Origin of the sequence: Pseudomonas sp. SJZ078 (assembly GCF_007828255.1) — a bacterium.
Lineage (GTDB): Bacteria > Pseudomonadota > Gammaproteobacteria > Pseudomonadales > Pseudomonadaceae > Aquipseudomonas.
The window spans coordinates 1-14,004 of the sequence record NZ_VIUG01000006.1 but is presented as its reverse complement, the minus strand read 5'-3'; the positions used below and the strand labels follow the sequence as shown (position 1 = coordinate 14,004).

Below are 14,004 nucleotides of genomic sequence, written 5' to 3'. Positions count from 1 at the left end.
CGCATTCGCGAGCAAGCCCGCTCCCACAGGTTATTGGTCAGCTTTATCGGGCTGCGACAGCCTGAGCAGTCGCTTCGGTAAAGTCCAAAATCTTGCCGCCCTGGGCCGTAGCGAATTGCTCGGCCTGCCCCTTCAACAGAAAGGCGCTGAGCCGGCCCTGGGCATCACTGGCGAACCAGGCCTGCTCGGCCAGCAACTTGATCCCGCTGTCGCTGGCCTGGGCATAGACCGCACGGATGCCCTTGCCTTCCTGCTTGAGGCCCGCCAGGGCGGCGAAAGCCGATTGCGCCGAGGCGTAGTGACGCACTTTCGGCTCGCCACGCACCCAGATCTCGGCCACGCGGCTGAAGTCGGTAATCGCCTGCCCCGTCGAAGCATCGGCGCCGCTCAAGGGTGTCTGGGCGTAGTGCCCCAGTTGCGCGTCGTAATCCAGGTTCGAGGCCTTGAATGCGGCACGGATGTACTGGTCATCGATGAACGTATTAAGGTCCAGGCCGCGATCGGCTTTTTTCAACAGCTTGAGGGTATCGATTGCCGTGCCGACGGCTTGCCGGTATTCCGGCTTCCAGGTCAGGTCACGGGTCTGCACGCCCAGCGGCCCGTGGAACAGATAGTTGACCTCGGCATCCACCCCCGTGACCTGGGCGATCAGCTCGCTGTACTTCTCCGGCTCTGCGGCCAGCAACTGGTTGGCCTCGAGGGTTGCACGCAGGTAAGCGACGACGATTTCCGGGTATTTCCTGGCATAGGCCTGGTCCACCAACGCCCCATGGAACGTCGGCGCGCCGGCCTGGGCACCGTCGTAGATCTTGCGGGCAAACCCCCGGCTGGGGAACAGTTCGGCGAACGGCACGAAGTCGGCGTGGGCGTCGATCTTGCCGGCCTGCAAAGCCGAGCCGGCGACTTCCGGCGGCTGGGCGATGATGCTCACATCCCTGAGCGGATCCCAGCCCTGGGCCGCCACGGCGCGCAGCAACATGCCGTGAGCCGTGGACGCAAACGGCACGGAGATGGTCTTGCCCTTCAGTTCGGCCAGGGACTGTACCCCAGACGCGCTGGGGACGACGATGCCATTGCCACTGCCCTGGATGCTGCCCGACAGCACGCTGATGAACAGGCTGTGCCTGCCGGCGGTTTCAAATGCCACGCCGTTGAATGCGCCGGGGAAGTCGGCCATGGCACCGAAGTCGAGTTTGCCGGCGACCATCTCGTTGGTCAGGGGCGCACCGCTGGTGAAGTTCTTCCACTGGATATCGTACCGGGCGTCTTTATAGGCACCGTCATGGGGCAGGTATTTGTCCAGCAGGCCCAGCTCACGGATCAGCAACCCGCCGGCGGCGCAGTTGATGGTGGTGTCCTGGGTGCCGATGGCGATACGGATGGTTTCTGCCTGGGCAGACAAGGTCAATGAAGCCAGTACCAGACCGGCCAGCGCTGCACGCAACATGGGGATTCCCCTCGAATCATGTATAGGAGGTTCGTCTCCGCCGTGATCTGTGCACGGTGGGAAACGAGGGGTGTTTTTGATCGGGCGTCCGGGGGTGGCCGGATGGCTTTGTAGTGGCTGGGCTGGCCCCATCGTCGGATCGCCGCCCGGAGCAGGCTCGCTCCCACAATTGTTCTCAGGCGTTCACAAGTCCGGCGTCCACCACACATCCACTGTGGGAGCGAGCCTGCTCGCGATTAGCGGTGTCTCGGTCAACGCAGCAAGTAAGGAATCTCCACCTTCACCGCCCCCGTCGGGCAGTCATTTTCACAGGGCATGCAGTACCAGCATTCATCGAACGCCATGTAGGCCTTCTGGGTCGCCGGGTTGATCGCCAGCAGGTCCATGGGGCAGACATCGACGCACACGGTGCAGCCCTTGTGGGCGATGCATTTGTCCTCGTCCACGGTGACGGGGGCATTGGAGCGGAAGAAGATTTCCTGGGGTTGATAAGCCATGGGGCGTTCTCTCTGGGTGGACGGTTCACGCCGCGTCGGCGCCGACCCGCAGCCGCTCGTAAGCCTGCAGTTCGTCGGCATCAAGGGCGATGATGTAGGGCTCGACCGCTTTCTTGAATGAGGTCATCACGCCGTCGTCGCCCTTCTTCAGGTGACAATGGCAAAACCACTCACTGTCGTTGCGTTGCGGGTGATCGACCCGGTAGTGGTACAACCCCCAACGGCTTTCGGCACGAAACAGCGAGGCCTGGGCGGCCATTTCGGCGCAGTCGCGGATCACACTGACCTCCATGGCACGCATCAACTCGTGAGCGTTGTGGGCCTTGATCTGGTCCAGGTCACGCTGGATATCGCTGAAGCGCTGCAGGCCTATCTGCATCTTTTTGGTGACCTTCGGCGGTTGCAGGTAGTCGTTGACGAAACGCCGCAGCTTGTACTCCACCTGGGCCGGCGGCAGGCCGTGTTCGCGCCTCAGCGGAGCGTAGACGCGGGCTCTTTCCCGCTCGATCTGAGCGGCATCCAGCGCCGAGAAATCCTTGCCGGCCACGAAATCCGCCGCGTTGTGGCCGGCAAACCAACCGTAGGTGAACGCACCGAGCATGTAGTTGTGCGGTACCGCCGCCATGTCGCCGGCCGAGTACAGCCCCTTGACCGACGTCTCGGCCCGCTCGTTCACCCATACGCCCGAGGCCGAATGGCCGCTGCAGAAACCGATTTCGGAGACGTGCATTTCCACCATCTGCGTGCGGTAGTCGGTGCCGCGGTTGGCGTGGAACTGACCGCGGCTGGGCCGCTCATTGCTGTGCAGGATGTCCTCGATGTTCTGGATCGTTTCCTCGGCCAGATGGTCGAGCTTGAGGAACACCGGGCCATTGCCGCCCTCGAGCTCCTGGTGGAACTCCCACATCATCTGCCCGCTCCAGTAGTCGCATTCAATGAAGCGTTCGCCTTTGTTGTTGGCGGTGTAGCCACCCAAGGGGCCGGTGACGTAGGCGCAGGCCGGGCCGTTGTAGTCCTTGATCAACGGGTTGATCTGGAAGCATTCCAGGTTCGCCAGTTCGGCACCGGCATGGTAGGCCATGGCATAGCCGTCCCCGGCATTGGTGGGGTTCTCATAAGTGCCCATCAGGTAGCCGGAGGCCGGCAAGCCCAGACGCCCCGCCGCGCCGCAACACAAAATGACCGCCTTGGCCTTGATCACATGGAAGTCGGCGGTGCGACAATCGAAGCCCATGACGCCGTTCACCGCACCCTCGGCATCCGTCAGCAAGCGGGTGCAGACCAGCCGATTGGTGATACTCACCCGCGCCCGCTTCAATTGGCGATAGAGGACTTTCTTGATGTCGTGCCCTTCCGGCATCGGCAGCACATAGGCGCCCATGTGATGGACTTTTTTCACCGCGTAGTCGCCGGTTTCGTCCTTCTCGAACTTCACGCCCCAGCGGTCCAGTTGCGAGAGGGTTTCGAAACTGTGCGTCGCATAGGCGTACACGGCCGCCTGGTTGACGATGCCGTCGTTGGCGATGGTGATTTCCTTGGTGTACTGCTCGGGTGTGGAGTGGCCGGGAATGATCGCGTTGTTCAAACCGTCCATGCCCATGCTGATGGCGCCGCTGCGTTTGACGTTGGCCTTGTCCACCAACAGCACGCGCAAATCGCGGTTGCGCTCCTTGGCTTTGATCGCCGCCATGGGTCCGGCCGTACCGCCGCCGATGACGACGATGTCGTATTCCTGTTCCAAAATACTTCCAGTCACAGCGCTGTCGGTCATGCTTGTGTCCCTTTCTGCCGGTCGATCCGCAAGCGGTACTGGAAAGCATCGCCGCGGTAATAGAGATGTTCGAAGTCCAACGGCCGGCCATCGGCGTCGTGGGTCAGGCGTTCGATGCGCATGATCGGCGACCCTGGCTCGACCTCCAGGGCCTGGGTCAGATCGCTGTCGGCCAACACCGCATCGATGGCGAGGTCGGCGTGCCCCAGGGTCAAGGCACAGTCATTTTCCAGGATCAGGAAAATGTCACGGGTCACCAGGTCGGCTTTTTCCAGGCGCTCGCCGAAGGCCTTGGGCAGGTAGGTGATTTCCAGGGACACCGGCTCGCGGTTGATCAGTCGCACCCGTTTGATCTGCGCCACCATCTCCCCTTCGGTCAAGCCCAGACGCTCGGCCACCTGCTTGTCCGCCGGGATGAATTTGAAACTGCGCAGGCGGTTGATCACCTCGAAGCCGCGCCCGGTCATGGATTCAGCCAGACCCTGGAGGGTGCTGACGTTCTGGAACGTCTTGGGCTTGGCAACGAAGGTGCCTTTGCCGTGGATTTTGAAAATCAGCCCTTCCTTCTGCAGATCCCCGAGGGCCTGGCGCACGGTGATGCGGCTGACGCGAAATAGCGTACCGAGCTCGCTTTCCGAAGGCATCTGGCTGCCTTGGGGGTATTCACCGTCGAGGATGCGGGCGCGCAATACGTCGCGCAGTTGGGTGTGCAGCGGAACGCTGCTGAGGGCAAGCACGTTGTCGGACATGGGCTGGATCACTTGTCATAACGAGTTATGACGTGATCTTAGGGAAGCCGTCCAAGGCTTGAGAAATACTGTTTGGACATAACCTTAGATTAGCGAGCGTTGACACCCTCGCTGCGAAACGCGCTGGGGCTCATGCCGGTCCAGCGTCGGAAGGCCCGGCGGAAACTGCGCACATCGCTGTAGCCGACCTCTTCGGTGATGCGCTCGATGGACAGTTCGGGGTTGGCCAGCAAGCTCAGCGTCCGGCCGCGACGCACCTGTTCGAGCAGGGTTTCGAACGTCAGGTTGTGTTCGGTCAGGCGCCGTCGCAGGGTACGGCTGCTCATGTTGAGGTCGCCGGCGATTTTCTCGATGTGGCTGCCCCGGGTCAGGTCCCGGGCAATCGCCCGCTCCACCGCCTGGATCAGGTCGATCTTCTGATGGACCTCGGCCGCTTCCTGCTCCAGCAAGGCTAATGCCTGGCGCAGGGCCAGCGGATGATGATTGGGCAGGCGCACGTCCAGCCAACGGACATCGATCAGCATGCGGTTGTATCGACAACCGAAGCGCACATCCGGTCCCAGGATCCGTTGGTACTCCAGGACGTAGGATGGCGCCGCGTGCATGAACTCCACGGCCTGGGGCCTGAAATCCGGGCCCGCCAGCGCCCGTCCATACACCATCAGGCTGGCGAAGAACTCTTCGACCGCAAACACCTGGACCTCGGCGAAGGGCAAGCGGCAGGTCGCGTCGACCATGATCCGCTCGGCGGTCTCTTCGACACTGGTCACGGCGATGCCACCGGTGGTGTGCTGGTAACGGATCCCCAGGGCGAAGGCATCGCGCAGGGTTTCACACAGCGACAACACATGCCCCAGCAGGCCGAGGGTACCAAGCACGTTGCGGTCGCCGACCCACAGCCCCAGCCCCTGGTCCGGCAACAATCTGAGTGCCCGTTGGATCATGACCACGGCCTGGCGATGGGAAATGCGCTGGGCGGGGTCCTGCAGATCATCGAGGCCGAACCCTAGGCCGCGACACAGGCTGACGGCGTCGAAACCTTTGTCCGCGACGACTTCGGCCAGGGTTTGCAGCAGGAATGGCGAGACCAGCGCCAGCTCATAAGTGGGGTCGATGACTTTCATCTGCATGGCGGGTTCCGGGACACGTTAGGGGGCGTTTTTTGTAACCGGTTGTTTCATAAACGTTAGCATGCCCCCATGGAAAGAGGTGGGTGAAATCTGGCCGCCCAAGTCCCCTGTGTGGCCGCCAATACCCTGCCCTGTCAGCCGCGAACGGCTTATTTGTATGGCTCGGACCTTCGGTGTACCTCCAACAATAATAATGAGCGCCTCACATGAACCCGATCCGCACGACATTCGCCTTGCAAATGACCCTGGGCCTGGCCTGCAGCTGCGCGCTACCGGCCCTCGCCACCGAAAACGGAGTCGACAACATCGGTACCGGCACCGACGGCTTCTTCGTGTTGCCACTGGAGGTCGACAGCCTTCCGGACAACATGGTCGCGTTCAACCTCTACTACAACCATTACAAAGCCCGGACATTCAACATCAGCTCGTTGGGCGGCAAGGTGCCGGGGGTGGAGATCGAATCCACGGCGGTGATTCCGCGTATCGACTACCTGAGTCCGTTGCGATTCGCCGGCGGGCGCCTGGGAATCTATGTCGCCCAGCCCTGGATCAAGCAGGAAGTCGCGCTGTTCGGCATGAGCGACACCCGTGAGGGAATGGGCGATACCACCATTTCCCCGATCGTGCTCTGGGACATGGGCAAGAACCTGACCCTGGCCGCCGCCGTGGAAATCACCGTGCCCACCGGCGAATACAGTTCTGATCGACTGGCCAATACCAGCAACAATTTCTACACCTACAAGCCGCTGTTCTCCTTCACCTGGCTGCCCACGGAAAACACCGAGGTGTCGATGAAAACCACCTACAGCTTCAACGAGAGGAACAAGGACACCGACTACCGCTCGGGGCAGATTTTCCACTTCGATTATTCCGCCAGCTATCGGCTGACCGACAACCTGAGGGTGGGACTCAACGGCTACTATCTCAAGCAGACCACCGATGACAAACAGTTCGGCCACACTGTGCAATTCGCCGGGCAGGACGTGGACGACGGCGTGCGCGGCCAGGTCTTCGCCATCGGCCCGGCGCTGCACCTGACCTTCTTCAAATACGCCAGCGCCGAGATCCGCTGGGCCAAGGAATTCGACGTAGAGAACCGCCCCGAAGGCGAGATGCTCTGGGCCAAGTTGAGTATTCCGTTTGAGTTATAGAACTCGGATGAACACCTGATTCTGATCGTTCCCACGCTCTGCGTGGGAATGCAGCCAGGGACGCTCCGCGTCCCAAGAGCCGAACGCGGAGCGTCCGTTGAGGCATTCCCACGCGGAGCGCGGGAACGATCACTACCACAGTGGATCAGCCATAGACCGGCCACGCCTCGACAATCCGCCCCCCGCGCACCGCCAGCAGATCACCGAACTGCAACAGCACCGACTCGACCTGGGTCGGCCTCAGGAACACCTGGTCCTCCACCGCAAGCCCTACCGCCTCGGAGCCGTTGGCCATTTCCTGGTTGGAACTGCGGCCATAAAGGCGGTTGCTCTTCAGGCCGGATGGAGATTCGAAATCGGCCATCCAGTTGCCACCGTAGAGAAAGAACGTCTCGCGCTGGTTCACGTCCCACCAGGAAAAGATCCGGGACTTGTCGTCCAGCGCCGGAATGTTCACCGCGCCGGTACGCTTGAGCACCGGAGTCGCAATGTAGGCCGCCGGCACATGCTCGCTCAGGGATGGCAGGTCGTAATGACTGGGTTTGAGCATGGCCGTGCCCACCGACACTTCGGTACTCAGGCGTTCCTGTTCATGCAGACGATAGCTGGGACTGCCCGCGGTATTGAGGGTCAGCCCCGGGTGCCACAGGTCGGGATAGCGCAACCGGAGGAAATCTACTCGCATGGTGTAGGTCGCCATGACCCGAGCCAACAGCGTTTCAGGGCTCGCCAACAGTTCAGGCACGCCCATGCCTACGAATGGGTCATAGCCCATGAACCCGGCGAACTCCAATTGCGCCGGATGGGCACGAATCAACTTGAGCATCGCATCCAGGCTCGCGTCATCAGCCACCCCGCCCCGGTGCAAGCCGACGTCCAGTTCAATGTTGACCCGCATGCGCGTACCCAGCCCTTGGGCCAGGGCCTGGTATTGCTGGACGCGCTCGGGGGTATCCAGCAGCCACTGCAACTGACGCGACGGGTCGAACGGCCCGTTGTGAAGCTGATAGAACAGCTCGGCGGAACGCACCGGCAGCGGTTTGCCCAGCAGGATATCGGCATCGGGGAACTGCATTGCATCGTGATTGAGAAACGGCTGGTGAAACGACATCAACCGCCGGGTCTCGGCCCGCTCACCGATGTACTTCAGCAATTGGGGCGAAGGCAGGGACTTCTCTACCAGCCGCAGCTGCTTGCCCGCGCGCCGGACCGAAGCCTTCACCACATCGATATTGTGATCGAGGCGATCCAGGTCGATCAGCATCACCGGACGCATGGGGCCATGGGCCTTGAGCTCGCGGTTCAACTGACGGAAATAATCACTGTACGGCCCGCCCCGGTCATCCGGCCGCAGCCAGGCCCCCGCACCGGCCAGCAACACCCCGGCGCCCAACGTGCCCTTGAGCAAACCACGACGATTGAAAGCCATCAGCTCACCCCCAGGATCGTTGAAAGATGTCCGTTCAGAAATTTTCCAGCGGGATCCAGGGCCTGGCGCACCTGGGTGAATTCGTTCCAGCGCGGGTACAGCGCCTGGAGTGTCCTGGCGTTCAGCGAGTGCAACTTCCCCCAGTGCGGTCGGCCCTGATACTTCCAGAAGATCGGCTCGATGGCGGCGAAGAAATTGTGATGGTCCATCTGGTAATGCTGGTGAACGGAGATCGAACAACTGTCCCGTCCTTCGAACATGCTCAAGGGAATGTCGTCGGCCTTCACGTAGCGGTATTCGATGGGAAACCAGGTCCGCAGGTCCTTGTCGCGGATCAGCGCGAGAATCTCCCGCAGGCACGCCGGTCCATGCTCGGCCGGCACCGAATACTCCATTTCGTTGAAACGCACAGTGCGGGCATTGGCATAGATGTCATGGGAGTCACCGACCCGGTCGTCGAAGTCGGCCACCAGTCGCAGGCTGTTGAGCAACGAACGACGGATCGCCGGAAAGTCGCTGCCGTACTTGTCGAGTTTCTCGATCAGGGTGACGAATTCGTTGCCGCCCTCCTCCTCGGGGCTGATGGGTGGCGTGGCCGGATCGGTGGTTTCGTTCAGAGCGATCGCCAACGCATAGTCGGAATGGGTGACCACCTGCATTTCCCAGTGCTGGTTGTCCCGGGTATTGGCTTCCACGTCTTCCAGCAGTTCTTCGGTTTTCGCCACCCATTGGCGCTCGCGCAACCGATAGGCGGCGCGGTTCTGCAAGCGCACCCGGGTCACCAGCCCCAGCGCTCCGAGTGACACGCGCCCCGCTTTGAAAACCTCGGGATGGCGGTTGGCATCACAATCGAGCACCTCGCCGCCGGCCGTCACCAACTGCAGCCCGACGACCTGGGACGCATACGAGCCGAAGGCTTTGCCGGTGCCGTGGGTCGATGTGGCAATGGCGCCGGCCAGGGTCTGGTAATCGACGTCGGCCATGTTCGGCAATGCCTGGCCGATGGCCTTGAGCACCGGGCCCATGCGTGACATCGGCGTACCGCCGCCGAACTCGGCTTGCAGGCTGGCCGGGTCATGATCCAGCAAGCCGCTGAAAAAACTCAGGGACAGCAAGGTTCCATCGGTGGGCACCAGGGCGCTGAAGGAGTGACCGGAACCCACCGGGCGGATCCGTCCTTCGGCACGGGTGACCATTTGTACCAGTTCATCAAGATCCTTGGGCGCCAGCCGCGCAGCCGGCAGGCAACTCTGTGCACCGGACCAGTTGCGCCACGGGATTAATCGCGGCGCGCGCATCAGGTCGGCCAGGGCGCCCTGGCCGCCGAGCGCCGTGAAAGCGGCAACCACACCGGCCCGCTGCAGCCATTGGCGTCGTGAGTAGTCCATGGTCTGCCCCCGCTACTGGAATTGTTGGCCGGACATGAAAGCGATCAAGGCCAGGAACTGCTCTTCGGAACAGTGCATGCACAAGCCCATCGGCGGCATACCGTTGTAGCCGTTGATCGCGTGGTCCAGCAGGGTATCGGCGCCCTGGGCCAGCCGCGGCGCCCAGGCATTCGCGTCGCCGGTCAGGGGCGCCCCGGCGCCGGGGTTCGCATGGCAGAGTCTGCAACTGCTGTCGTAGACCTGGGCCAGCGCCGCATCGGCGGGCATGGCGTTGAGGGTCGCGGGCGCAGGCGGCTTGGGCTCTTCGCCGCATCCGGCGAGCAGCGCGCCAAGCAGCGTGAGGGTCGCGGTTTGAAGCAGGACAGAAGGAAAAGTTGCCGACATAAAGCCCCTCTCGGCGGCGCATGGGTGCGCCTTTCTTGTTGTGGGTCTGGCAGTTGCCACGTTAAGGCACGCCGGCGTGTCGGCTTGAGGTCATTGGGGGCCAGAAAAGGGGGCTTGGGCGGACAGTGCGGGAGCATCGATGCCACAGAGCAGCACTTGATCAGGGAAGTAAAATCCCCTGCTCCCGCTCGCACAACTGCACCACGTAATCCCACAGCACCCGCAGGCGCACGGACTTGTGCAGTTCGCGCCGGGTGCTGATCCAGTAGCTGCGGCGCAGGGTTTCGTCGGGCAGCAAGGGCACCAGCGCCGGGTCGTCGCTGGCCATGTAGCACGGCAGCACGGCGATCCCTAGCCCTGAGCGCGCGGCCTGTTGTTGGGCGATGACGCTGGTGCTGTGGAACACCACCCTGGGGTTGCGACAAAAGCTGTTGAGAAACATCAGCTCCTGACTGAACAGCAGGTCATCGACGTAACCGATCCAGGCGTGACGGGCCAGGTCCTCGCGACTGCGCAGCGGCGGCGAGCGATCCAGATAAGCCTGGCTGGCGTACAGCGCCAGGCTGTAGTCGGTGAGTTTGCGGGTCACCAGCAGGTCGGCCGCCGGGCGTTCGAGGTGAATGCTGATTTCCGCCTCGCGGTTGAGGATGCTGACGAAGCGCGGCACCGCCACCAGCTCCACTTCCAGCCCCGGATAGCGCTGAAACAAGCCGTCCATGCGACTGGCCAGGAACATGATGCCCAGCCCCTCGGTCACCCCCAGGCGAATCTTGCCCAGGGGCGCACTGGACTGGGTAATGTCCTCTTGGGCCAGCAACGCCACGTTCTCCATGGCCTCGGCGTGCTTGAGCAGCGTCTCGCCAGCCGGGGTCAGTTCATAACCCTGAGCGTGCTGGACAAACAGTGCGGTCCCCAGGCTTTTCTCGATGGCTTCGATGTGCCGGGCCACCGTGGCATGGGTGGTGTTCAGCCGCCGCGCCGCGGTCAACAGGCGGCCGCTGCGTTGCAGCTCGAGAAAATACCGCAGGTCATTCCAGTCGAACATGAACGTTCCTTGCACGTCGCTGTTTATAAACACACAGCTGTTGCGCAAAAACTAACATTCTTTTAACGAAAACTAACAACTACGATGGCTCTGACAAAAACAAAAAAAGAGGTCGCGGATGCAACCTGTCGTCGATGAATACGATTACGTGATCGTGGGCGCCGGCCCTGCCGGATGCCTGCTGGCCAACCGGCTGTCGACCAATCCCCAGCATCGGGTGCTGCTGCTCGAAGCGGGCGGACGCGACAACTATCCCTGGATTCACATTCCGGTCGGCTACCTGTTCTGCATCGGTAACCCGCGTACTGACTGGTGCTTCAAGACCGAAGCGCAACCCGGCCTGCAAGGGCGTGCCTTGAGCTATCCGCGCGGCAAGGTCCTGGGCGGCTGCTCTTCCATCAACGGCATGATCTACATGCGCGGTCAGGCCGCGGACTACGACGGCTGGGCCGCCGAGGGCAATGCCGGCTGGGCCTGGAAAGACGTGCTGCCGCTGTTCCGGCAAAGCGAAAACCACTTCGCCGGGGACTCTGAACTGCATGGCGCCAGCGGCGAATGGCGGGTCGAACGCCAGCGCCTGTCATGGCCGATCCTTGATGCCTTCCGCAACGCCGCCGAACAGAGCGGCATTGCCAATGTCGACGACTTCAACGGTGGCGACAATGAAGGCTGCGGTTACTTCCAGGTCAATCAGAGAGCCGGCGTGCGTTGGAACGCCGCCAAGGCCTTCCTGAAACCGGTTCGCCAGCGCGCCAACCTCACCGTCCTCACCGAAGTCGAAGTCGACCGCGTGCTGCTGCGCGATGACCGGGCCCACGCGGTCAGCGCCCGCTGGCAAGGCAAAGGCATGACCTTCAAGGCGCGCAAGGAGATCGTCCTGTGCGCCGGCGCCATTGGCTCACCGGGTATCCTGCAGCGCTCCGGGATCGGTCCGCGCAACTTGCTGCAGCGCTTGGGAATCGGCGTGGTGCATGAACTGCCGGGGGTGGGCGGCAACCTGCAGGACCACCTGCAACTGCGGCTCATCTACCAGCTGGAAAATGCCCGGACCCTGAACCAGATCGCCGGCACGCTGTGGGGCAAGATGAGCATGGGCCTGCGCTACCTCTATGACCGCAGCGGCCCCCTGTCCATGGCGCCCAGCCAGCTCGGCGCGTTCGCCCGCTCGGGGCCGGAGCAGACCTCGGCCAACCTCGAATACCACGTGCAGCCCTTGTCCCTGGAACGCTTCGGCGAGCCCCTGCACAGCTTCCCGGCGTTCACCGCGTCGGTCTGTGACCTGCGCCCACAAAGCCGTGGCCGGGTAGACATCCGCTCGGCCGACCCGCACGAGGCGCCGCTGATCCAGCCCAATTACCTGAGCCATCCCGAGGATCTGCGGGTCGCCGCCGATGCCATCCGCCTGACCCGACGCATCGTCGCCGCGCCCGCCCTGCAAGCCTTCAAGCCCAAGGAATACCTGCCGGGCCCCAACCTGCAGAGCGAAGAAGAACTGCATCGGGCCGCCGCCCGCATCGGCACGACGATTTTCCATCCGGTGGGCACCTGCCGCATGGGCCAGGACGGTGACGCAGTGGTGGACGCGCAACTGCGTGTCCATGGCATCAAGGGCCTGCGCATCGCCGATGCCTCGATCATGCCGCGCATCACCTCGGGCAATACCTGCTCGCCGACGCTGATGATTGCCGAGAAGGCGGCGCGGATGATGCTTGCGACGAACGCTACGAGCACCGTCAGCACCAAGGAGACAGCAACAGTCTGAAGAACAACCAAGGTCCCTTGTGGGAGCGGCAGTCACCCAAGGAATGCGTCAAAGCAGGAGACGCCCACCCGGCGTCGACAGTGGAACAACAAAAACAATCACTGTGAGGGATACCGCTATGTCCGAGCATGTTCAACCCCTGGAAGTCACGCACAGCGTCGGCGCCAGCCGGGAAACCCAGAAAGTCATCTTCGCCTCGTCCCTGGGGACGGTGTTCGAGTGGTACGACTTTTTTCTCTATGGCGCCCTGGCGGCGGTGATCAGCAAACAGTTCTTCGCCGGCGTCAACGACACCACGGCGTTCATCTTCGCCCTGATGGCGTTCGCCGCCGGTTTCGTCGTGCGACCATTCGGCGCATTGGTGTTCGGGCGGCTGGGGGACATGATCGGGCGCAAATACACCTTCCTGGCAACCATCATCCTCATGGGCCTGGCGACATTCTGCGTCGGCCTGCTGCCCAACTACGCCAGTATCGGCATCGCCGCGCCGATCATCCTGGTCGCGCTGCGCATGCTCCAGGGCCTGGCCTTGGGCGGTGAATACGGCGGCGCAGCGACTTACGTCGCCGAACACGCGCCCATTGGCAAGCGCGGCTTCCACACCAGCTGGATTCAGTCCACCGCCACCCTCGGATTGCTGCTCTCGCTGTTGGTGATACTGGGCTGTCGCTACTTCACGGGGGATCAGTTCGAAGTCTGGGGCTGGCGCATTCCGTTCCTGCTGTCGATCCTGCTGTTGGGCATCTCCACCTGGATCCGCATGAGCCTGCATGAATCACCGGCCTTCGTGAAAATGAAAGAAGAAGGCAAGTGCTGCAAGGCACCGATCCGTGAATCGTTCGGTAAATGGGAAAACCTCAAGGTCGTGCTGATCGCACTGTTCAGCATCAATGCCGGGCAAGCGGTGACCTTCTATGCCGCACAATTCTATGTACTGTTTTTTCTCACCCAGTTCCTGAAGATGGACCCGGCCCTTGCCAACAGTCTGCTGATCGTCAGCGTAGTGATCGGCGCGCCGTTCTTCATCTTCTTTGGCTGGCTGTCGGACAAGGTCGGGCGCAAACCGGTGCTGATGATCGGCCTGCTGCTTGTATGTTTAGACTTGAAGGGGTGGGCGGGACTAAAAGCTCGATTCCGACTCTAGCCAGTACGGACTGTGGGAGACTTCTCGTCCCGCCCCTTCTACCTAAAGCGCCAATAAGGAATTCATCGGCAAGACCGACGATAGATGCAAGCCAGCGCTACGGTAGA

Annotated in this window: 11 protein-coding genes and 1 pseudogene; 3 read left to right on the top strand and 9 right to left on the bottom strand. The window is 62.2% G+C overall.

Translation table 11 applies throughout. The features are described 5' to 3' along the window. Positions 1-43: 43 nt before the first annotated feature. The 5 genes from FBY02_RS07940 to FBY02_RS07920 all read right to left on the bottom strand — a co-directional run bounded on the left by FBY02_RS07940 (position 44) and on the right by FBY02_RS07920 (position 5,594). Positions 44-1,447 (bottom strand): ABC transporter substrate-binding protein, encoded by a 1,404-nt coding sequence (locus FBY02_RS07940; protein ID WP_144925653.1) that lies wholly within the window; start codon positions 1,445-1,447, stop codon positions 44-46. A gap of 251 nt (positions 1,448-1,698) precedes the next feature. After that, positions 1,699-1,944: a ferredoxin family protein gene (locus FBY02_RS07935; RefSeq protein WP_144925650.1), complete on the bottom strand. Its 246-nt coding sequence runs from the start codon at positions 1,942-1,944 to the stop codon at positions 1,699-1,701. Between the two features lie 25 nt (positions 1,945-1,969). Then, positions 1,970-3,715 carry a fumarate reductase/succinate dehydrogenase flavoprotein subunit gene (locus FBY02_RS07930; protein ID WP_178115356.1) on the bottom strand — a complete coding sequence of 582 codons (1,746 nt, stop codon included), beginning with the start codon at positions 3,713-3,715 and terminating at the stop codon, positions 1,970-1,972. Then, positions 3,712-4,464 carry a GntR family transcriptional regulator gene (locus tag FBY02_RS07925; RefSeq protein WP_144925647.1) on the bottom strand — a complete coding sequence of 251 codons (753 nt, stop codon included), beginning with the start codon at positions 4,462-4,464 and terminating at the stop codon, positions 3,712-3,714. The genes FBY02_RS07930 and FBY02_RS07925 overlap by 4 nt, the downstream gene beginning before the upstream one ends. Positions 4,465-4,553: 89 nt before the next feature. After that, positions 4,554-5,594, bottom strand: coding sequence for an AraC family transcriptional regulator (locus tag FBY02_RS07920; RefSeq protein WP_144925644.1), 1,041 nt, complete (start codon positions 5,592-5,594; stop codon positions 4,554-4,556). Positions 5,595-5,800: 206 nt separating this feature from the next. Here FBY02_RS07920 and FBY02_RS07915 point away from each other — a divergent pair, with 206 nt between their 5' ends. Beyond that, positions 5,801-6,745: a transporter gene (locus tag FBY02_RS07915; RefSeq protein WP_144925641.1), complete on the top strand. Its 945-nt coding sequence runs from the start codon at positions 5,801-5,803 to the stop codon at positions 6,743-6,745. A gap of 145 nt (positions 6,746-6,890) precedes the next feature. Here FBY02_RS07915 and FBY02_RS07910 read toward each other — a convergent pair whose 3' ends face one another. The 4 genes from FBY02_RS07910 to FBY02_RS07895 all read right to left on the bottom strand — a co-directional run bounded on the left by FBY02_RS07910 (position 6,891) and on the right by FBY02_RS07895 (position 10,991). After that, entirely contained in the window at positions 6,891-8,099 is a 1,209-nt protein-coding gene (locus tag FBY02_RS07910) for a DSD1 family PLP-dependent enzyme (protein ID WP_178111867.1), read from the bottom strand. A 74-nt stretch (positions 8,100-8,173) separates the two neighbouring features. Further along, positions 8,174-9,472 carry a D-arabinono-1,4-lactone oxidase gene (locus tag FBY02_RS07905; RefSeq protein WP_371921403.1) on the bottom strand — a complete coding sequence of 433 codons (1,299 nt, stop codon included), beginning with the start codon at positions 9,470-9,472 and terminating at the stop codon, positions 8,174-8,176. Between the two features lie 102 nt (positions 9,473-9,574). Continuing rightward, on the bottom strand, positions 9,575-9,946 hold the full coding sequence (locus FBY02_RS07900) for a cytochrome c5 family protein (RefSeq protein ID WP_144925632.1): 372 nt from the start codon (positions 9,944-9,946) through the stop codon (positions 9,575-9,577). A 160-nt stretch (positions 9,947-10,106) separates the two neighbouring features. Further along, positions 10,107-10,991, bottom strand: coding sequence for a LysR family transcriptional regulator (locus FBY02_RS07895; RefSeq protein WP_144925629.1), 885 nt, complete (start codon positions 10,989-10,991; stop codon positions 10,107-10,109). A 118-nt stretch (positions 10,992-11,109) separates the two neighbouring features. On the opposite strand from FBY02_RS07895, the gene FBY02_RS07890 reads away from it, so the two are divergent. Further along, positions 11,110-12,753: a GMC family oxidoreductase gene (locus FBY02_RS07890; RefSeq protein ID WP_144925625.1), complete on the top strand. Its 1,644-nt coding sequence runs from the start codon at positions 11,110-11,112 to the stop codon at positions 12,751-12,753. A 118-nt stretch (positions 12,754-12,871) separates the two neighbouring features. Continuing rightward, positions 12,872-13,852, top strand: a pseudogene (locus FBY02_RS07885) (MFS transporter); the annotation flags it as partial. Positions 13,853-14,004 lie beyond the last annotated feature (152 nt).

What these genes read in the sequence shown, in the direction of transcription:
- FBY02_RS07895 (WP_144925629.1), bottom strand. Translation starts at nt 10,991, where the DNA reads ATGTTCGACTGGAATGACCTGCGGTATTTTCTCGAGCTGCAACGCAGC.
- FBY02_RS07900 (WP_144925632.1), bottom strand. Translation starts at nt 9,946, where the DNA reads ATGTCGGCAACTTTTCCTTCTGTCCTGCTTCAAACCGCGACCCTCACG.
- FBY02_RS07930 (WP_178115356.1), bottom strand. Translation starts at nt 3,715, where the DNA reads ATGACCGACAGCGCTGTGACTGGAAGTATTTTGGAACAGGAATACGAC.
- FBY02_RS07935 (WP_144925650.1), bottom strand. Translation starts at nt 1,944, where the DNA reads ATGGCTTATCAACCCCAGGAAATCTTCTTCCGCTCCAATGCCCCCGTC.
- FBY02_RS07940 (WP_144925653.1), bottom strand. Translation starts at nt 1,447, where the DNA reads ATGTTGCGTGCAGCGCTGGCCGGTCTGGTACTGGCTTCATTGACCTTG.
- FBY02_RS07890 (WP_144925625.1), top strand. Translation starts at nt 11,110, where the DNA reads ATGCAACCTGTCGTCGATGAATACGATTACGTGATCGTGGGCGCCGGC.
- FBY02_RS07920 (WP_144925644.1), bottom strand. Translation starts at nt 5,594, where the DNA reads ATGCAGATGAAAGTCATCGACCCCACTTATGAGCTGGCGCTGGTCTCG.
- FBY02_RS07925 (WP_144925647.1), bottom strand. Translation starts at nt 4,464, where the DNA reads ATGTCCGACAACGTGCTTGCCCTCAGCAGCGTTCCGCTGCACACCCAA.
- FBY02_RS07915 (WP_144925641.1), top strand. Translation starts at nt 5,801, where the DNA reads ATGAACCCGATCCGCACGACATTCGCCTTGCAAATGACCCTGGGCCTG.
- FBY02_RS07905 (WP_371921403.1), bottom strand. Translation starts at nt 9,472, where the DNA reads ATGCGCGCGCCGCGATTAATCCCGTGGCGCAACTGGTCCGGTGCACAG.